Origin of the sequence: Arthrobacter sp. NPDC057259 (genome assembly GCF_042668995.1) — a bacterium.
GTDB lineage: Bacteria > Actinomycetota > Actinomycetes > Actinomycetales > Micrococcaceae > Arthrobacter.
In genome coordinates this window covers 284,946-304,082 of sequence record NZ_JBHUYA010000006.1, presented here as the reverse complement: position 1 = coordinate 304,082, position 19,137 = coordinate 284,946, and the positions used below count along the sequence as shown (strand labels likewise).

The window sequence follows — 19,137 nt, the reverse complement described above, 5'->3', positions numbered from 1 at the left end:
AATTTCAACCAATCAATAAAACAATCGGTATCAACAAACTTGGCACACTATTGAGTTCTCAAACAACAGACACACCCGGCACCACCACAACCCAATCAAGGGCCGCAACTCGCTCCGGAGCAACTTTTCAAACTTACCCGCGCACTTCGCCCTAGTCAAATCAGCGTTTCGATCCAGTTGGCCGTGGCCTTCGTGGTCTTCTCAGCGGATCAACTCCGGGGAGCAGCGCGGAAATAAACTGTACCACCACTCGGCCGCGGTGACAAAGCGGGCTCAGGAGCACTCCCCCGGACACCCGGAAGACCCGGAACCGCGACGGTTCCGGGCCCTTCATAGGAGTGTTACTCGGCGGCCTTGAAGTAGGCAGCACCCAGCGGCGGAAGCGTGACGGTCAGCGAGGCAGGCTGCCCGTCGATGCCGTCCCCGGACGCGGTGAGCGTCCCGCCGTTGGTGACGCCCGATCCTCCATACGCGTCAGCGTCGGTGTTCAGCACTTCACGCCACTGTCCCGCAGCGGGGACACCCAGGCGGAAGTCGTGGTGCGGGGCGCCGGAGAAGTTCAGCGCCACCACCAGCGGGTTGCCGTCCGCGTCGCGCCGGATGAAGCTCAGGACGTTGCGGTCAGCGTCCCCCCCGTTGATCCACTGGAACCCCTCCGGATCGTTGTCCCGCTCGTAGAGGGCCGGCGTCGAACTGTAGAGCTCGTTCAGGTCCTTGGTGAGCAGCTGCACGCCACGGTGGGCGGGGATGTCCGCCAGCCACCAGTCCAGCCCGTACTGCTCCGACCACTCGGCCTCCTGGCCGAACTCGGTGCCCATGAAGATCAGCTGCTTGCCCGGGTGCGCCCACTGGTAGCCCAGGAACGCGCGTAGGTTGGCCAGCTGCTGCCAGCGGTCGCCGGGCATCTTGCGCAGCATCGAACCCTTGCCGTGGACAACCTCGTCATGGCTGATCGGCAACAGGAAGTTCTCCGTATAGGCGTAAACCATGGAGAAGGTGATGGTGCCGTGGTGCCACTTGCGGTTGTACGGGTCCTCCGCCATGTACTTCAGGGAGTCGTGCATCCAGCCCATGTTCCACTTGAGCCCGAAGCCCAGGCCGCCCTGGTCCGTGGGGGCGGTGACGCCCGGGAATGCGGTGGACTCCTCGGCGATCATGACCGCGCCGGGGTGGGTCTTGTAGACCGTGGCGTTGGCTTCCTGCAGGAAGGAGATTGCCTCAAGGTTTTCGCGGCCGCCGAAGCGGTTGGGCTGCCACTGGCCCTCCTTGCGGGAGTAGTCCAGGTACAGCATCGAGGCGACGGCGTCCACCCGGAGTCCGTCAATGTGGAACTCATCCAGCCAGTACAGCGCGTTCGCGACCAGGAAGTTGCGGACCTCGCTGCGGCCGAAATCAAAGATCAGGGTGCCCCAGTCCGGGTGCTCGCCGAGGTTCGGGTCCGAGTGCTCGTACAGCGGCTCACCGTCGAACTTCGCCAGCGCCCAGGCGTCCTTGGGGAAGTGGGCCGGGACCCAGTCCAGCAGCACGCCGATGCCCGCCTGGTGCAGTTCGTCCACCAGGTGCCGGAACTCGTCCGGGTGCCCGAAGCGGGAGGTCGGCGCGAAGTAGGACGTGACCTGGTAGCCCCAGGAGCCGCCGAACGGGTGCTCGGCGACGGGCATGAACTCCACGTGCGTGAAGCCGAGCCACTTCACGTACTCCACGAGTTCCTTGGCCAGTTGGCGGTAGTCCAGGCCGACGCGCCAGGACCCGAGGTGCACCTCGTAGACGCTCATCGGCGCGTTGTGCGGATCGCGGGCGGCGCGGGCCTTCATCCACTCCTCGTCCTTGAAGACGTAGGACGGTTCGACCACACGGGATGCGGTCAGCGGCGGTACCTCGGTGCCGAACGCCAGCGGGTCGGCCTTCTCCACCCAGTGCCCGTGCCGGGTCTTGATCTCAAACTTGTAGCACGCCCCTGCCATAACGCCGGGGATGAAGATCTCCCATACCCCGGAGGAGCCGAGCGAGCGCATCGAGTTCTCGCGGCCGTCCCAGCCGTTGAAGTCGCCCTTGACGCGCACGGCCTGGGCATTGGGGGCCCAGACGGCGAAGGACACACCGTCGACGTCGCCGAGGGAGGACTTGTAGTGCTGGACGTGGGCGCCGAGAGCGTCCCAGAGCCGTTCGTGCCGGCCTTCCCCGATCAGGTGCAGGTCGATTTCACCCACGGTGGGCAGGTAGCGGTAGGGCTCGTCGGTGCGGACCGCGTCCTGGTCCTCGTAGCGGACCTCCAGCCGGTAATCCGGGACGTGGCCGGCATCGAGCGGCTCGAGGACGGCCACCCACACACCCCCGGCCTCGTGCGTCATGGGCGTCGTGCCGGCGGACGTCACCACCGAAACGGATTCGGCCATGTGCTTCACGGTTCGGATGGTGACGTGGCCGTAGTCGTCGAGGTGGGCGCCGAGGACGGAGTGCGGGGCGTGATGCTCCCCCGCGGCCACCCGGGCGAGGGTGTCCGCGTCGACGGGGAGCGGCGCTCCGGGCCGTTCGGTACGTGCTGAGCCAGTCATGTTCTTACCTTCCGCTGCGGCTTCGACGGGGGCGCCGGAGCCAGTACTGCCAAGGAGACGACGGGATGCATTCACCGGGATGGCGAGCCAGTCGGGCCTGTTTCGTAGTTCGTAAACAACTTCGTAGAGCGCCTTGTCCAGCCAAAGGGCGGTGAACAAGGGCGAGTCACGGTCGATGGTGCCGGGGGTGACCTCGGCGTAGCCGGCGAGGAACGCCGAGGCGCAGTCGTCCACCCACTCTTCGGGGACGGCGGCGCCGTCGTCCTCGCGAGCGGCCGCGCCGGCGGCGTAGTCGAAGGAGCGCAGCATGCCGACGACGTCGCGCAGCGGCACGTCCGGGAAATTCCGTTCGGAGACGGGCCGCAGGGGCTCGCCCTCGAAGTCGAGGATCGCCCAGCGGGCGGGCTGGCCGGCGGCGCCGGGGACCTGGAGGATCTGGCCGAGGTGAAGGTCCCCGTGGATCCGCTGCAGCTGCCCCGCGCTGGTCCCGGCGAGCCGGGCCAGCAGGGACTGCAGGGCCTCGTCGAAGGGTCCGACGGCGGTGCCCGCCTCGGCCCAGGACTGGCGGACCCGCTGGGCGACGCCGGGGGCAATGTCGCCGCCCGGGACGGCCTCTGCCGCCGTGCCGAGCGCCTCGGCGAGGCGGCGGTGGACGGTGGCCGTAGCGACGCCGAGGGCGTGCGCCTCGGCGGTGAAATCGGTTCCGGTGCGGGCCGCGTCGACGGCGAGCCGCCACGCATCCAGGCCGCCGGCGAGGAATTCGTGGGCGACGGCCAGTTCGGCGCGGGCAGCCCGGCCGCCGTCCGCATCGGTAGCCGGCCCGTCCGTGACGGTCCACTCACCGGTCACCCAGCCGAGGGTGGCCGGGACCTCGGCCGTGCGTCCCGCGGTCAGGGCGGCGCCGATTTCGACCTCGGGGTTCTGCCCCTCGGAGAGGACGCGGAAAAACTTCAAAATCGCGGCGGAGGTGCCGTCGTCGACGATCACCGAGCTGTTGGACTGTTCGCCGGAGAGCACCCGGACCTTGCCGGTGGCGAGCGGCAGCCGGTGGTCCGAGTCGACCAGCTCGCCGGTGGCCGACCCGTCCGCGGTGGCGCCGCGGGAGCGCATCAGCTCCAGCCACGCGGCGATGAACGCCGCGTCGTGGACACCGTCGTACACCCAGCCGCCCGGCGTGCCGCCGTCGGCCTGGATCTCGCCGAGCAGCGCCGCCCCTGCACCGGCCAGCGGCAGGGCGCGGAAGCTCAGCGGGACCTGGACGACGTCGGTCCGGTCGCCGTCCGCCGTCGGGTAGGTGACGGCCAGCAGCAGGACCTTGAACCGGGCACCGCCGTCTTCCGCCGGCGTACCCGGGGAGGGTGCGGCCGGGACGCGCGCTTCGAGGGTCACGCTGCCCACCGGGTCGAAGCTGAAGTGCGCGCTCTTGACCGGGAACCAGCGCTGGCGCGGCAGCCAGCTGCGCAGCAGCGCATCCAGGGCGGGGGAAAGGGTGGGTCGGGTCATGTCAGCCTTCGATGGACAGGATAGGCATCGCCTGGGTGTGGGGCGATGCCGGGTTGGAGGCGGCCGAGCGGACCCGCAGCCAGAAGAAGTCGTGGCTGCCCAGGGTCAGGGTCAGCGTCCCGTCGTCGGCGATGCCGGGGAACGCCTGACCGCCGAAGACGTCCCGCAGGCCGCGGCCGGCCAGTTGCGGGACCCGCAGCGACGTGGCCACCGGGTGCTGGGAAAGGTTGAAGACGCAGAGGATGGTTTCCGGGTCCTCACCGGCGGCGTTCCCGGCCGGGAGCTCCCTCAGGTAGGCCAGGACGACGTCGTGGTCCGCCTCGACATGCTTGAAGGACCCGAGCCCGAACGCCGGGTGGTTCTTGCGGACGCTGAGGATCTGCCGGGTCCAGCGCAGCAGCGACCCGGAGTGCGCGGCCTCGGCCTCGACGTTGGCCATGCTGTAGTTGTAGACCAGCGACTGGATCACCGGAAGGTAGAGCTTGCCCGGGTCCGCGTTGGAGAAGCCCGCGTTGCGGTCCGGGTTCCACTGCATCGGGGTGCGGACGGCGTCGCGGTCCTCGAGCCAGATGTTGTCGCCCATGCCGATCTCGTCGCCGTAGTACAGGAAGGGGCTGCCCGGCAGGGACAGCAGCAGCGCGTTGATCAGCTCGATCTCGGACCGGGAGTTGTCCAGCAGCGGTGCGAGGCGGCGCCGGATGCCGATGTTGGCCCGCATGCGCGGATCCGGCGCGTACCAGCCAAGCATGGCGGCGCGCTCGTCGGAGGTGACCATTTCCAGGGTCAGCTCGTCGTGGTTGCGCAGGAACGTGCCCCACTGGGCGCCTTCCGGGATGGCCGGGGTGTCCCGCATGGTCTCGATGATCGGCGCGGCCTTCTGGTCGCGCAGCGCGTAGTAGAGGCGCGGCATGATCGGGAAGTGGAACGCCATGTGGCACTCCGGCTCCTCCTCGGTGCCGAAGTACTCCACGACCTCCGCCGGCGGCTGGTTGGCCTCAGCGATGATGACGCGGCCGGGGTAGCTCTCGTCCACCATTTTCCGCAGCTGGCGGAGGAACTCGTGGGTGGCCGGAAGGTTCTCGCAGTTGGTGCCTTCCTCCTCGAAGAGGTAGGGGATGGCGTCGGCCCGGAAGCCGTCGATGCCCTGGTCCAGCCAGAAACGGACGACGTCGAACACGGCGTCGATGACCTTGGGGTTCTCGAAGTTCAGGTCCGGCTGGTGGCTGAAGAACCGGTGCCAGAAGAACTGGCGGCGGATCGGGTCGAAGGTCCAGTTGGATTCCTCGGTGTCCACGAAAATGATGCGCGCGTCCTGGTACTTCTCGTCCGTGTCGCTCCAGACGTAGAAGTCACCGAACGGCCCGTCCGGGTCCTTGCGGGACTCCTGGAACCAGGGGTGCTGGTCCGAGGTGTGGTTCAGGGGCAGGTCGATGATGACGCGGACGCCTCGGGCGTGGGCCTCGGCGACCAAGCGCTTGAAGTCGCTGATGGTGCCGAATTCGTCCAGCACGGAGTTGTAGTCCGAGATGTCGTAGCCGCCGTCGCGCAGCGGGGACTGGAAGAACGGGGGCAACCAGAGGCAGTCCACACCCAGCCACTGCAGGTAGTCGAGCTTCTCGATCAGGCCGTGGAAGTCACCGGAGCCGTCCCCGTTCCCGTCGGCGAAACCGCGGACCAGCACCTCGTAGAAGACCGCCTTGCGGTACCAGTGGGGGTCATGCTGCAGGCCGGGGGCGTTCAGTTCAAAGGTCCCCTTGGGCGTGAAGTGCTGGCTGGGGTTGCTCGGACTAAAGCTCACGGGCGGGACCTCCGGACGTTGAGGATGTGGGCGGGTTCGACGTGGGGGTCGAGGCGGACGTAGTTGTACTCGCCCCACTCCCAGCTCTCACCGGAGATCAGGTCCTCGACGACGTAGCCGCCGTTGTGGGTCAGGTCCTCCGGGTCCAGTTCCAGGGCTGCGCGGTCAATGGTGACCGTGCTTTCGCGGGGGCTGTGCGGGTCCACGTTGACTACAATGATCAGGGTGTCCTTGGTGCCGTCGGCCAGCGTCTTGTGCTTGGAGTAGACCACCGTGGAGCTGTCCGTGCTGGCGTGCAGGGTGAGGTTTTGCAGGTCCCCCAGCGCCGGGTGGGCGTGCCGGATGGCGTTCAGGCGGGTCAGGTACGGGGCCAGGGTACGGCCGGATTCCGTGGCCGCGTCCCAGTCACGGGCCTTGTACTCGAACTTCTCATTGTCGATGTACTCCTCGGCGCCGGGCCGGGCCACGTGCTCGTAGAGCTCGTAGCCGGCGTAGACGCCCCAGAGCGGGCTAGCGGTCGAGGCCAGCGCGGCCCGGATTTTGAAGGCCGCCGGTCCGCCGAACTGCAGATATTCGGTCAGGATGTCCGGGGTGTTGACGAAGAAGTTTGGCCGGAAATACGCCGGGGATTCGTGGCTGATTTCCTGGAAGTACTTCTCCAGTTCTTCCTTGGTATTCCGCCAGGTGAAGTAGGAGTAGGACTGCTGGAATCCGGCCCGGCCGAGGGCGTGCATCATGGCCGGGCGGGTGAACGCCTCGGCCAGGAAGACGACGTCGGGGTTCTTTTTGTTGACCTTGGCAATCAGCCATTCCCAGAACCACACCGGCTTGGTGTGCGGGTTATCCACACGGAAAATCTTCACACCGTGGCTGATCCACAGTTGAACCACGCGGAGGATTTCGTTGGACAGCCCGGCGGGATCGTTGTCGAAATTCAGCGGGAAAATATCCTGGTATTTCTTTGGCGGGTTTTCGGCGTAGGCGATGCTACCGTCCACCCTGGTGGTGAACCATTCGGGATGGCTCTTGACCCAAGGGTGGTCCGGGGCGGCCTGCAGGGCCAGGTCGAGCGCGACCTCCAGGCCCAGTTCGCCGGCGCGGGTCACGAAGGCGTCGAAGTCCTCGAAGCTGCCCAGGTCCGGGTGGATGGCGTCGTGGCCGCCCTCCGCCGCGCCGATCGCCCAGGGGGAGCCGGGGTCGTGTGGTCCGGCGATCAGGGTGTTGTTCGGTCCCTTGCGGTGCTGGGTGCCGATCGGGTGGATCGGGGGCATGTAAATCACGTCGAAGCCCATGGCGGCGACGGCGTCGAGGCGCTCCGCCGCGGTGCGGAAGGTGCCGGAGGTCCATTCGCCGGTCTGGTGGTTGCGGACGGCGCCCTCGGAGCGGGGGAAGAATTCGTACCAGGCGCCGCGGCCGGCGAGTTCGCGCTCCACCAGCAGCGGGTAGGGCTCGGAGACGGTGACGAGTTCACGGATGGGCTGGCGCCCGACGACGGCGGCCACGTCCGCGCCGAAGCCGGCGCCGAGGCGCTCCTCCGGGGTCCGGGAGGCGTCGGCGAGGCCGGCGGCGGCGATCCGGAGGGTGCGGCGGTCCGCTGACGGACGGCTGGGATCCTCGGACGCCTCGGTCAGGAGCGCCGCGCCCTCGGCAAGCATGAGCTCGACGTCGATCCCGGCGTCGACCTTGACCTCGGCGTTGTGGTGCCACGTGCCGTAACGGTCGTGCCATGCCTCGATCACGTAAGACCACTTGCCGGTGGCGGTGGGGGTCAGCAGACCCTCCCAGAGATCCGTGCCCTTGCCCCGGTCGCCGCGCGGGGGCTGGAGGCGGACCCGCTGGCGTTCCTTGCCGCGCGGGTCCAGCAGGACCGCGCTGACGCCGAGCATGTCGTGGCCCTCGCGGAACGCTGTCGCGGCGACGACGATGCTCTCGCCGACGGTGGCCTTGGCGGGGAATTTACCGCCCTCGACCGACGGCTGGACGTTGGTGATCGGAAACCTGCCGAATTTCAACCCATCGGTGATCAGGGCCTTCGGCTTTTGCTTGGATACGGCGCTGGTTCGGGAGTTAGTCGTCACAGGCTCGACGTTATCTAGAAATCGCACAGAATGCTAAGGCTGCTCCGTTTTTTGGGGTCATCCGAAGCGCCATCCGACATTTACCGGAAAGAAACCCGGAACTGTTCCGGGGTCCGAAGTTCTCGGTTAGTGTTTCGCAGGTGAAGGCTATCCGGAGATTTACCGTCAGAACCGTTCTTCCCGAACCGATCCGGCCCCTGGCGCGGCTGGCCACCAACCTTCGCTGGTCGTGGCACCTGCCCACCCGCGAATTGTTCGAACAGCTGAACCCGGCCATCTGGGCCGAGAGCGCCCAGGACCCGGTGACGTTCCTGGGTCTGGTCAGCCGGGAGGAGCTGCAGCGCCTCGCCGCGGACCAGGATGTGGTGCGCCGCGTACACGAGGCCGCGGCGGACCTGGACCAGTACCTTGAGCAGCCCCGCTGGTACCAGAGCCTGGGCGAGGACGCGCCCCGCTGCATCGCCTACTTCTCCCCCGAGTTCGGCATCACCGAGGTCCTGCCGCAGTACTCCGGCGGCCTCGGCATCCTCGCCGGCGACCACCTGAAGGCCGCCTCCGACCTGGGCGTGCCGCTGATCGGCGTCGGCCTGCTCTACCAGGCCGGGTACTTCAAACAGTCCCTCTCCCGCGACGCCTGGCAGCAGGAAACCTACCCGGTGCTTGACCCGGACGGGCTGCCCCTGACGCTGCTGCGCGAGGCCTCCCCGGACGGCAACGGCCGGCCGGTGGAAATCTCCCTGCCCCTCCCCCACGGCCGCCGGCTCCTGGCGCACGTCTGGCGCGCCGACGTCGGCCGCGTGCCGCTGCTGCTGCTGGATTCGAACGTGGCCGGCAACGACGATGCCGCCCGCGGCATCACGGACCGGCTCTACGGCGGCGGCGGCGACCACCGCCTGCAGCAGGAGCTCCTGCTGGGCATGGGCGGGGTGAAGGCGCTGCGCGCCTACCAGCGGCTCACCGGGGCACCCGCGCCGGAGGTCTTCCACACCAATGAGGGCCATGCCGGTTTCCTCGGCGTCGAACGGATCCAGGAACTCATGTCCGGGGACACCGCCCTCGGCTGGGACGAGGCGCTGACCGCCGGGCGCGCCTCCACCGTCTTCACCACCCACACGCCGGTTCCCGCCGGCATCGACCGGTTTGAGATCTCCCAAATCGAGCACTTCTTCTCCGCGGGCCTGGCCCCGGACGTCCCGCTGGATAAGATCCTGGATCTGGGCCGGGAGGACTTCGCCGACGGCAACCCGTTCGTCTTCAACATGGCCGTGATGGGCCTGCGCCTGGCCCAACGGGCCAACGGCGTCGCCAAGCTGCACGGCGTGGTCTCGCGCGGGATGTTCTCCGCGCTCTGGCCGGGCTTCGACCACTCGGAAGTACCGATCACCTCGGTGACCAACGGCGTCCACGTCCCCACCTGGGTGGATCCGCGTGTCTCCCAGCTCGCCCGTGACCGGTTCGGGGCCGACGCTGAGTCAGAGGGCCGCTGGGACCTCGCCTACAACGTCAGCGACGAAGAGCTCTGGGCGCTGCGCCGGGAGATGCGGGTCTCCCTGGTGGAGGACGTCCGTCGCCGACTCCGCGCGGCGTGGAAGAAGCGCGGCGCGGCCGACGCCGAGCTGTCCTGGACCGATTCCGTCCTCGACCCCGACGTGCTCACGGTCGGCTTCGCCCGCCGCGTTCCGACCTACAAGCGGCTCACCCTGATGCTCCGCGATCCCGCGCGGCTCAAAGCGCTCCTGCTGCATGAGACCCACCCCATCCAGCTGGTTATCGCCGGAAAGTCGCACCCGGCGGACGACGCGGGCAAGAAGATGATCCAGGACCTGGTCCGGTTCACCGACGATCCCGCGGTCCGGCACCGGATCGTCTTCCTGCCCAATTACGACATTGCGATGGCCCGCACGCTCTTCCCCGGCTGCGACGTCTGGCTGAACAACCCGCTGCGCCCGCTCGAGGCCTGCGGCACCTCCGGGATGAAGGCGGCCATCAACGGCTCCCTGAACCTCTCGGTGCTGGACGGCTGGTGGGATGAGATGTACGACGGCGAGAACGGCTGGGCGATCCCCACCGCCAACAACGACGCGTCTCCCGAGGAACGCGACGACATCGAGGCGGCCGCCCTGTACGAGCTGCTCGAGACCCAGGTGGCGCCGAAGTTCTACGGCCTCACGGTCTCCGATGGCGCCGGCGCGGCCGGCCCATCCCAGTCCGGGCCGCAGGCGGTTCCCACCCACTGGGTGTCCATGATCAAGCACACCATGACCCACCTGGGACCGGCGGTGTCCGCGGAGCGGATGCTCAAGGACTACGTCAACGTCCTGTACCGGCCCGCCGCGCTGGCCGGCCGCCAGGCGTCCGCGCACGGTTACGCCGAGGCGAAGTCGCTGGCCGCGTGGTGCTCCACGGTCCGCGCCGCGTGGCCGCAGATCCAGGTGGAGCATGTGGACTCCGTGGGCGTCTCCGAGGACCCGCAGATCGGCGACGACCTTCAGGTCAACGCGTACATCGCGCTGCACGACCTGCCGCCGGAGGACGTCGCCGTGGAGGTGGCCTACGGCCGCGCCGAGGACAGCGACGAGCTCACGGAAGTCACCGTGGTGGAGCTGACCTCCGTGGAGGACCTTGGCAAGGGCCGCTACCTTTTCAGCGGCACCCTGGTGATCGACCGCTCCGGGTCCTTCGGCTACACCATCCGGGTGCTGCCCAAGCATGCCGGCCTGGCGTCGAAGGCCGAACTCGGACTCATCGTCAACGCCTGACCTGCGAAGGCTCTCCCGTCGGAGACGGGATAATCCTCCGCGTGCTCGCTCGTTCCTCGCTTAGACGCACGCTTCCGGATCATCCCGCCTTCGACGGGCCTGAGCTAGCGGCCAGTCACAGGCAGACGGTGATGACCTTGAGGTCCTTGCCGGCGTAGCTTTCGGCGTCCTGCAGGATTTCGCAGATGACGCCGAAGGCCCGGTCGGCGCGGAAGGCGGCGGGGACCTGCCAGATGACCGTGACCGGGCCGTGGCCGTCGTCGCCCGCGGCGTCGGCGAAGTCATGCAGGGAATCGTTGAGGGCGTCGAGGTTCACACCGTAGTGCTCGGGGAAATCCAGCACCTCGCCGAAGGCGGCGAGGACCTCTTTCTTGGTGTTGGCGGCGGGGACGATCAGGGTCCGGCGGCCGGCGTCGCGGACCTGCGCCTGCAGCTCCTCGGGCGTCCAGGTATCTGCGGAGTAGATCTTCATGGGTCCCTACTTGCCTTCGGCGATGAATGAAAACGATGAATAGTGGTCCGCGGTGTAGTACTTCTCCCCCGCGTCTCCGGCGATGATCCGCCGTGCGCCCCGGTCCGATTCGCCGGGCGTGGGAACCGTGAACTCCCGGTAGTAGCCCGAGGGCTTCTGCGGCAGCACCCGCTCGAAGTTGCCGAAGCTGATGTTGTCCCTGCTGTACGGGTAGGGCCCGCCGCGCGCGATCAACACCAGGACCTGCCGCGCCTCGGCCGGCAACTCCGAGGCCTTGACCTCGGGGAGCCGGGACGGGTTCGCGACGCCCGTGCCCGTGGGCCGCGCTGCTGCCGGCCCTCCGGAGGGCTTGGGGCTGGCGGAGACGCCGGCGCTGGCGGCGGCACTGGTTTGGGCCGGCGACGTTGCACTGCCTGGGGAGTCGCCCGTCCGCGGGATCCCGGCGACCACCAGCACGAGCACCGCTAGGGTCAGGAGCGCCCCGATCAGGGTGCTGAGGCGTTTGGTGGTCATCTCCGGTTCCCCCTAGATGCGGTAGATGCTGATGCTGTTCGCCTGGACCACGTCGCGTTCACCGGAGGCGATCCGGACGCCCTGCCGGCGGTCGTGCCACTCCGAGGTGGTGAGCCGCAGCTCGTAGATCCGGTGGCCGGTGCCGTCGTCGTGCGGGACGGGCGGCAGGGTGACCTTAACGTCGTCGGCGCCGCCGTTGACAACCACCAGGCCCACCACGCGGCCGACATCGGAACCCACCAGCAGCTGAACCACCCGGTGGGCGGGGTCCTGCCAGCGTTCGGCAGACATTTGCCGGCCGTCGACGTCGAACCAGTGGAAGTAGGACTGCCGCTCCCGGGCCGGGTAGTCGTGGGGCTGGCCGGCGAGGAACTCCTTGCGCAGCCGGATGACGCGCTTGGTGCTGCGCAGCATCGAGTGCGATTCGGGGGTGCTGGTCCAGTCGATCCAGGTCAGCGGGTTGTCCTGGCAGTAGGCGTTGTTGTTGCCCTGCTGTGTGCGGCCCACCTCGTCGCCGGCGGTGATCATCGGCACGCCCTGCGAGATCATCAGCGAGGCCATCAGGTTGCGGCTGCTCTGCGCACGCTTGGCCAGGATCCCCTCGTCCTCGGTGGGGCCCTCGAAGCCGTGGTTATAGCTGCGGTTGTCGCCGTGGCCGTCCCGGTTCTGCTCGCCGTTGGCCTCGTTGTGCTTGCGGTCGTAGGAGACCAGGTCCGCAAGGGTGAACCCGTCGTGCGCGGTGATGAGATTGACCGAGGCCAGCCGGTTCCGGCCGGACCCGGCGAACAGCGCCGCGGAGCCGGAGAGTGCGTCTGCCAGCTTCGCCACGGATCCACCGTGGCCGCCGGACTCGATGGCGGCCCGGTCCGCCAGCCAGAAGGTGCGGACGGCGTCGCGGAAGTGGTCGTTCCAGTCGACCCAGCCGGGCGGGAACTTGCCGGTCTGCCAGCCGCCGTAGCCCACGTCCCAGGGTTCAGCGATCAGCTTGGTCTCGGAGAGGACCGGATCGGCGGCGACGGCCACCAGGAACGGGTGCCGGGGGTCGAACTCGTTGGCCGCGTTCCGGCAGAGCGTGACGGCAAGGTCGAAGCGGAAGCCGTCGACGTGGAATTCGTTGACCCAGTAGCGCAGGGAGTCGAGGACCAGCTGCACGACGCGGGGTTCGCCGAAGTTCAGGGAGTTGCCGCAGCCGGTGGTGTCCACATAGCGTCCCTGGCCGTCGTGGCGGTAGTACTGCAGCTCGCCCAGGCCGCGGAAGCTGAGCGTGGGCCCGTCCGGACCGGCTTCGGCGGTGTGGTTGTAGACGACGTCGAGGATCACCTCGAGGCCGGCCGCGTGGAGCAGCTTGACCATGCCCTTGAACTCGTCCTGTACCGCCTGCGGCCCGGCGTCGCGGGCGGCCTGGGTGGCGTAGTCCGGGTGCGGGGCAAAGAAGGCGGCCGTGTTGTAGCCCCAGTAGTTGGTCAGGCCGAGGTTCTGCAGATGGGCTTCGTCCAGGTGGAAGTGGACCGGCAGCAACTGGACAGCCGTGATCCCCAGCGAGACCAGGTGCTCGACCATGGCCGGGTGCGCCATGCCGGCGTAGGTGCCCTGCAGGTGCTCCGGAATGTCCGGGTGGAGCATGGTCTGCCCGCGCACGTGCGCCTCGTAGATGATGGTGTCGCGCCACGGCGTGGCCGGGGCACGGTCCACGCCCCAGTCGAAGTCGCCGGACATCCGGACGTTGGTGATCAGCTTCTCCCGCTGATCGACGGCGCGGCCGTAGGGGTCGAGCAGCAGCGGCTGCACGCCGTCGTCGTCGAAATCCTGGGTGGGAACCGGGACGGGCAGGGCCTCAGCCTCCGGCGCCGCCCGCAGCCCGTAGCGGGAGCCTACCGGCAGCCCCTCGACGATGCCGTGGTGCACGCCGGCTGTGACGTTCGGCAGCGCCTTGACCTGCCAGCCGCGGCCTGGGGCCTGGTAAACCACCTCGAGGGTGGCGACGGCGGGGGCATAGACGGCCACGTTCACCGATGAACCGCGCGGATCATCGGTCTCCGGGGAGCCGGTGCGCGGCACGCTTAGTCCCAGCGGAAGCGGCCGTGAGGCATCCACGGTCGTTGCGGAATCTACAAAGGACTTGACCATTGGTCATAGCTTAGCCGGGGCCGCCTCCCGCACCCTCTCCGCGCGGTCGGGTTACGACGGAACTCTGGAACGTCCGGGGGCGGCATACTGGAGGCAGGCACCGAACTGGAGGTAACCGTGCGGATAGCACTGGCGCAAATCATCACCGGCCGCGATCTGGACCGGAACCTTGACCTTGTCCGGGAGTATGCCGCGCGGGCCAAGGCAGGCGGCGCGGACCTGGTGGTCTTCCCGGAGGCCACCATGCGGGCCTTCGGTAACTCGCTGGTGGACATCGCCGAACCGCTGGATGGCCCGTGGGCCTCGGCCGTCCGGGCCATCGCCGCGGAGCAGGACCTGGTGGTGGTGGCCGGCATGTTCACGCCGGGTGCGGCCAAGGACGGATCGCCCCGGGTCCGGAACACCCTGCTCGCCACCGGGCCGGGCGTGTCCGCCAGCTACGACAAGATCCACCTCTTCGACGCCTTCGGGTTCGCCGAGTCCGACACGGTGGAGGCGGGTACGGAGCCGGTGACGTTCGACGTCGGCGGCGTCACCGTGGGCCTCGCCACCTGCTACGACGTGCGTTTCCCGGACCTGTTCACGGAGCTCGCCGACCGCGGCGCCGTCGTGACCCTGGTCAGCGCTTCCTGGGGCAGCGGGCCGGGCAAGGCGGAGCAGTGGACCTTGTTGGCACGGGCCCGCGCCGCCGACTCGACCAGCTTCGTGGTGGCCTGCGGCCAGGCCGACCCGGCCAGCGCAGGACTCGAGGTCCGGGGCAGCGCCCCCACCGGCGTCGGGCATTCCCTGGTCGCCTCCCCGTTTGGCGAGGCGATCGCCGAACTCGGCGCGGAACCGGACCTGCTGTTCGTGGACCTGGACCCCGCCGAGGTCGACGCCGCCCGCAAGAGCCTCCCGGTCCTCGCCAACCGCCACCGCTTCTAGCCGACGCTCCCTCAGATCCGGCGACTTAAACCACAACGCTCCCTCACCTGAGGTGAGGGAGCGTCCGCGGTGCGATTTACTTGGTGGCGCGCTGGCGGGAGATCTCGTAGAGCGAGATGCCCACGGCCATTGAGGCGTTGAGCGATTCCATCGCGGAGTCGATCGGGATGGAGACGATCTGGTCGCAGTTCTCGCGGACCAGGCGGCTCAGGCCCTTGCCCTCGGAGCCGACCACGATGCAGACCGGTTCCTTCGCCAGCGCCAGGTCCGGCAGTGAGACGTCGCCGTCACCGTCCAGGCCGAGGACGAAGATGCCCATGTTCTTGAACGCCTTCAGCGTGCTGTTGAGGTTCGCGGCGCGGGCCACCGGGACGCGGACCGCCGCGCCGGCGCTGGTCTTCCAGGCCGAGGCGGTCACGCCGACGGACCGGCGCTCGGGGACGATCACGCCATGGCCGCTGAACGCGGAGACGGAACGGATGATCGCGCCGAGGTTGCGGGGATCGGTGATGCCGTCGAGGGCGACGAAGAGCGGGGCGTTGGCGATGTGGCCCACCTTCCACGCCTCGACGGTTGCCTCGGCCAGCTCGTAAGCGTCCTGGTACTCGTACGGCGGGATCTGCAGGACCAGGCCCTGGTGGATCGCGTCGTCGGTCATCCGGTCCAGCTCGGGCTTGCCGGTTTCCAGCAGGGGAATGCCGCGCTCGGCCGCGATTTTCAGGGATTCCTTGACCCGGTCGTCCATCTCGATGCGGATGGCCACGTGCAGGGCCTTGGCGGGGATCCCGGCGCGGAGCGCCTCGACCACGGAGTTGCGGCCGGTGACGACTTCCTCGGTGGCGCGGCCCTTGGGGCCAGAGCGGGCGCCGGCGCTGCGGGCTCCGGTACCGCGCTTGGCGGCGGAGCGCTCCGCGAGCTGCTTGTTCTTGTGGGCCTTGTGGTAGACCCGGTCCTCCGCCTTGGGAGTGGGGCCCTTGCCTTCGAGAGCCTTACGGCCATGGCCGCCGGTCCCGACGGTGGGACCCTTCTTCTGTTTGACCGAGCGGCGACCGTTATTGGCCATGAGTTTCACCCTTTGAAGTACGCGAATCGTTGATAAGTCTGGACTCCAGTCTACTGACTCGGGTTAAATCCTCGACCGCGCGGGTGCGGCGGCCCGCACGGCCGCCGGGGCTCAGCCGCGCTTGATGCTCCAGCTGGCACCGTCCGCGCCGTCCTCGACGACGACGCCGGCCGCGGCCAAGGTGTCCCGGATGGCGTCGGAGGCGGCCCAGTCCTTGGCCGCCCTCGCCTGCGCCCGGGCTGCCAGCTGCGCCTCCACCAGCACGCCGAGCGCGGTGGTGGCCTGGCCGTCCACGGCGGGGGCAGCGGTGTCGTTCAGGCCGAGGACCCGCAGCATGTCGTAGACGTGGTGCAGGGCCTGGCGGGCGTCCTCGGTCCGGCCGTCGGTCAATGCGGTGTTGCCGGCCCGGACGGTCTCGTGCAGGACGGCGAGGGCCTGCGGGACGTTGAGGTCGTCGTCCATGGCGCGTTCGAACGCCTCGGGGACGTCGCCGTAGGTGGAGAAGCTGTAGTTCCCGCCGTCGGACAGGGCGCGCACGGCGCGGCTGATGAACCCGTCGATGCGCTCGACGGCGGCGGCGGCTTCCTGCAGCGAAGTCGGCTGGTAGTCCAGCACCGAGCGGTACTGGGCCTGGCCGAGGTAATACCGAACCACCCGCGGCGGGGCGAGTTCGAGCATCTCGGCCGGGCTGATGGTGTTGCCGATGGACTTGGACATCTTCTCGCCGGCGTAGGTGACCATGCCGTTGTGCATCCAGAAGTTCGCGAAGCCGTGGCCGGCCGCCTGGGACTGGGCCATCTCGTTCTCGTGGTGCGGGAAGCGCAGGTCCAGGCCGCCGCCGTGGATGTCGAACTCGGTGCCGAGGTATTTGGTGACCATCGCGGAGCATTCGAGGTGCCAGCCCGGGCGTCCGGCGCCCCACGGGGAGGCCCAGCTCGCCGTCGTCGGTTCGCCGTCCTTGTGGCCCTTCCAGAGCGCGAAGTCGCGGGGGTCCTTCTTGCCGCGCGGGTCGGCGTCGGGGGCGCCCTGCATGTCCTCGATCTTCTGCCGGGTCAGGGACCCGTAGGCGGACCAGGAGCGGACATCGAAGTAGACGTCGCCGGAGTCGTCGAGGGCCGGGTAGGCGTGGCCGCGGTCGATCAGCAGCTGAATCAGGGCGTGCATCTCGGGGATGTGGCCCGTGGCGCGCGGCTCGTAGGTGGGCCTGGAGACACCCAGGGTGTCATACGCCTTACGGAATTCCTGCTCGTAACGGTAGGCCAGCGCCCACCATTCCTCTTCGCGGACGGTGCCGTCGCCCTCGTCGAACGCGGGCGCGAACGACTCGGCGGACTTGGCGAGGATCTTGTCGTCGATGTCCGTGACGTTGCGGACCGTGGTGACCCGGAAGCCGCGGTACTGCAGCCAGCGGGTGAGCTGGTCGAAGGCGATCGCTGAGCGGATGTGACCGACGTGCGGCATGCCCTGCACCGTGGCGCCGCAGTAGTAGAGGCTTACCTTCCCCGGAACCAGGGGGACGAAGTCGCGGACTTCGGCGGATGCAGTGTCATAGAAGCGCAGTGTCACCGGTCCAGACTAGCCGATGCGGTGTTGCCGCCGGCCGGTCCGTTACTTGCAGTGCTGGCCGATCTGGTCCATGTTCTGGCGCAGCTGGTTGAGCTGGTCCGTGGTCTGGACTCCGGTGGAGCTGCCCGCGACCTGCTTCATGACGTCGGCCATCTTCTGGATGGGGTCAGCCACCTCGGGGGCCACCTTGTCCGCGACCTCCTGATAGTGCTTGCTGATCTGCCCGGCTTTGTCCTTGTCGGTACCCGTGGGCACGAAGGTGTCCGTGTTCAGGAACTTGCAGCTCTCGTCCACGCTCATGCGCGACGGCGTGGGGCTGGCGGCAGGCGGGGTGGATCCGGCGCACCCGGCCAGCAGCAGTCCTGTGGCGAGGACGACGGCGGGGGCTAGCTTTTTCACGGGAAACTCCTGACGTTCCGGGCGGGGGTTGTCCGTTAAGCCTAGGCCAGATCGGCGCCGCCGGCGGAGTCGGCCGGGTAGACCAGGGCGGTGGCGGTGGCCGCGATGCCCTCGCCGCGGCCGGTGAAGCCGAGGCCGTCGCTGGTGGTGGCGGTGACGCTGACAGGGGCTCCGGCGGCCTCGCTGAGCACCCGCTGGGACTCCTCCCTGCGCGGCCCGAACTTGGGTCTATTGGCGACGAACTGCACGGCGATGTTGCCGATCTCCCAGCCCGCGGCGCGGACGATCCGGGCGGCCGCGGACAGCAGGGTGACGCCGGAGGCTCCGGCGTATTCGGGCCGGTCCGTGCCGAAGTGGGTGCCGAGGTCGCCGATGCCGCAGGCGGAGAACAGGGCGTCGGCCGCCGCGTGGGCCACCGGGTCGCCGTCGGAGTGGCCGGCCAGCCCGCGCTCACCCTCCCAGTGGAGGCCGCCGAGCCAGAGCGGCTGGGGCGCCTCGTCCGGGGCGTAGGCGTGGACGTCGATGCCGATGCCGGTGCGCGGCAGCAGGGGCCGTTGCTTCGGGTCCATGGTTAGCCCTCCACCCAGCGGGCGCCGAGCGGACCCTCAAGCAGGCCCTCGGCGAGGATCAGGTCCAGCGGGGTGGTGATCTTCAGCGACTGGCTGGCACCACGGACCGCGTGGACGGGAACGCCCAGCAGTTCCACCAGCATGGCGTCGTCGGTGACGGCGGCCGCCTGGGCTTCGTCGAGTCCTTCCGCGGATTCGTGGGCCCGGCGGAGGGTGTCCAGGCTAAAGCCCTGCGGGGTCTGGACGGCGCGGAGGGCCTCCCGGGGTGCCGTGCCGGTGACCAGTTCCGGGGCGATGTCCGCGTCGGGGCCGGTGGTCCGGGCGACGGTCTTCACCGTGTCCACCACGGGCAAGACGGGGATGACGGCCAGCGCTCCGGCGGCCAGGGCCTCGGCCACCCGGTGGAAGACGGCCTCCGGTGCCAGGGCGCGGGCGGCGTCGTGCACCAGGACGGACCGGGTGTCCGGGTGCAGGGCGGCCAAGGCGGCGCGCACCGAATCAGCGCGGCTGGCGCCGCCGTCGACGGCCGTGATCTCGGGGGCCTCCGACGCGTCCCCGCCGCGCTGCAGTTCCTCGGCGAACGCCTCGCACTGCGCGGCCAGGTCCCGGTCTCCGGGCGGGAGCGCGACGCAGATCTGCCGGGCGACCCCGGCGGCGGCGACCCCGCGGAGGGCGTGGATGAGAATGCTGTCCCCGCCCAGGGGAACCTTGGCCTTGGGCATCCCGTAACCCAGCCGCTGGCCGGATCCGGCGGCCACGAGGATGACTGCGGTGACGGGGGCGGCCGATGGAGTAGTCATGCGCTCAAGCC

13 protein-coding genes are annotated in these 19,137 nt (G+C 68.9%); 2 read left to right on the top strand and 11 right to left on the bottom strand.

Annotated features, from left to right (window positions below; translation table 11 throughout):
* Window positions 1–341: 341 nt before the first annotated feature.
* The 3 genes from ACFUCU_RS12235 to ACFUCU_RS12225 are packed head-to-tail and all read right to left on the bottom strand — an operon-like array spanning window position 342 to window position 7,934.
* The gene (locus ACFUCU_RS12235) at window positions 342–4,058 is read right to left on the bottom strand and encodes a 1,4-alpha-glucan branching enzyme (protein ID WP_377972869.1); all 3,717 of its coding nucleotides are present in this window, start codon (window positions 4,056–4,058) and stop codon (window positions 342–344) included.
* A 1-nt stretch (window position 4,059) separates the two neighbouring features.
* Window positions 4,060–5,856: a maltose alpha-D-glucosyltransferase gene (treS, locus tag ACFUCU_RS12230; protein WP_364136667.1), complete on the bottom strand. Its 1,797-nt coding sequence runs from the start codon at window positions 5,854–5,856 to the stop codon at window positions 4,060–4,062.
* Window positions 5,853–7,934, bottom strand: a complete 2,082-nt coding sequence (locus tag ACFUCU_RS12225; RefSeq protein WP_377972867.1) for an alpha-1,4-glucan--maltose-1-phosphate maltosyltransferase — start codon at window positions 7,932–7,934, stop codon at window positions 5,853–5,855. Before ACFUCU_RS12225 ends, treS begins: the two co-directional genes overlap by 4 nt.
* A 140-nt stretch (window positions 7,935–8,074) precedes the next feature.
* Between ACFUCU_RS12225 and glgP the strand changes: the two genes are divergently transcribed.
* The gene (glgP, locus tag ACFUCU_RS12220; protein ID WP_377972865.1) at window positions 8,075–10,693 is read left to right on the top strand and encodes an alpha-glucan family phosphorylase; all 2,619 of its coding nucleotides are present in this window, start codon (window positions 8,075–8,077) and stop codon (window positions 10,691–10,693) included.
* A 115-nt stretch (window positions 10,694–10,808) separates the two neighbouring features.
* Here glgP and ACFUCU_RS12215 read toward each other — a convergent pair whose 3' ends face one another.
* The 3 genes from ACFUCU_RS12215 to glgX are packed head-to-tail and all read right to left on the bottom strand — an operon-like array spanning window position 10,809 to window position 13,805.
* Window positions 10,809–11,165: a barstar family protein gene (locus tag ACFUCU_RS12215; RefSeq protein WP_290258915.1), complete on the bottom strand. Its 357-nt coding sequence runs from the start codon at window positions 11,163–11,165 to the stop codon at window positions 10,809–10,811.
* A gap of 6 nt (window positions 11,166–11,171) precedes the next feature.
* Entirely contained in the window at window positions 11,172–11,678 is a 507-nt protein-coding gene (locus ACFUCU_RS12210; protein ID WP_377972863.1) for a ribonuclease domain-containing protein, read from the bottom strand.
* Between the two features lie 12 nt (window positions 11,679–11,690).
* Window positions 11,691–13,805: a glycogen debranching protein GlgX gene (gene glgX / locus ACFUCU_RS12205; protein ID WP_377972861.1), complete on the bottom strand. Its 2,115-nt coding sequence runs from the start codon at window positions 13,803–13,805 to the stop codon at window positions 11,691–11,693.
* A gap of 117 nt (window positions 13,806–13,922) precedes the next feature.
* On the opposite strand from glgX, the gene ACFUCU_RS12200 reads away from it, so the two are divergent.
* The gene (locus ACFUCU_RS12200; RefSeq protein ID WP_377972859.1) at window positions 13,923–14,729 is read left to right on the top strand and encodes a carbon-nitrogen hydrolase family protein; all 807 of its coding nucleotides are present in this window, start codon (window positions 13,923–13,925) and stop codon (window positions 14,727–14,729) included.
* 76 nt (window positions 14,730–14,805) lie between these two features.
* On the opposite strand, the gene rlmB is transcribed toward ACFUCU_RS12200, so the two are convergent.
* From rlmB to ispD, 5 genes are all read right to left on the bottom strand, one after another.
* Window positions 14,806–15,792 (bottom strand): 23S rRNA (guanosine(2251)-2'-O)-methyltransferase RlmB, encoded by a 987-nt coding sequence (gene rlmB, locus ACFUCU_RS12195; protein WP_364136653.1) that lies wholly within the window; start codon window positions 15,790–15,792, stop codon window positions 14,806–14,808.
* A gap of 111 nt (window positions 15,793–15,903) precedes the next feature.
* The gene (cysS, locus tag ACFUCU_RS12190) at window positions 15,904–17,358 is read right to left on the bottom strand and encodes a cysteine--tRNA ligase (RefSeq protein ID WP_377972857.1); all 1,455 of its coding nucleotides are present in this window, start codon (window positions 17,356–17,358) and stop codon (window positions 15,904–15,906) included.
* Between the two features lie 42 nt (window positions 17,359–17,400).
* Window positions 17,401–17,757 carry a hypothetical protein gene (locus ACFUCU_RS12185; protein ID WP_364136649.1) on the bottom strand — a complete coding sequence of 119 codons (357 nt, stop codon included), beginning with the start codon at window positions 17,755–17,757 and terminating at the stop codon, window positions 17,401–17,403.
* A 41-nt stretch (window positions 17,758–17,798) separates the two neighbouring features.
* Window positions 17,799–18,326, bottom strand: a complete 528-nt coding sequence (ispF, locus tag ACFUCU_RS12180) for a 2-C-methyl-D-erythritol 2,4-cyclodiphosphate synthase (RefSeq protein WP_364136647.1) — start codon at window positions 18,324–18,326, stop codon at window positions 17,799–17,801.
* A 2-nt stretch (window positions 18,327–18,328) separates the two neighbouring features.
* Window positions 18,329–19,126 (bottom strand): 2-C-methyl-D-erythritol 4-phosphate cytidylyltransferase, encoded by a 798-nt coding sequence (gene ispD, locus ACFUCU_RS12175; RefSeq protein WP_377972855.1) that lies wholly within the window; start codon window positions 19,124–19,126, stop codon window positions 18,329–18,331.
* Window positions 19,127–19,137: the final 11 nt, after the last annotated feature.

Coding starts and splice junctions, on each gene's coding strand:
- ACFUCU_RS12215 (WP_290258915.1), bottom strand. CDS start 11,165: ATGAAGATCTACTCCGCAGATACCTGGACGCCCGAGGAGCTGCAGGCG.
- glgX (WP_377972861.1), bottom strand. CDS start 13,805: ATGGTCAAGTCCTTTGTAGATTCCGCAACGACCGTGGATGCCTCACGG.
- rlmB (WP_364136653.1), bottom strand. CDS start 15,792: ATGGCCAATAACGGTCGCCGCTCGGTCAAACAGAAGAAGGGTCCCACC.
- ispD (WP_377972855.1), bottom strand. CDS start 19,126: ATGACTACTCCATCGGCCGCCCCCGTCACCGCAGTCATCCTCGTGGCC.
- ACFUCU_RS12210 (WP_377972863.1), bottom strand. CDS start 11,678: ATGACCACCAAACGCCTCAGCACCCTGATCGGGGCGCTCCTGACCCTA.
- ispF (WP_364136647.1), bottom strand. CDS start 18,326: ATGGACCCGAAGCAACGGCCCCTGCTGCCGCGCACCGGCATCGGCATC.
- ACFUCU_RS12235 (WP_377972869.1), bottom strand. CDS start 4,058: ATGACCCGACCCACCCTTTCCCCCGCCCTGGATGCGCTGCTGCGCAGC.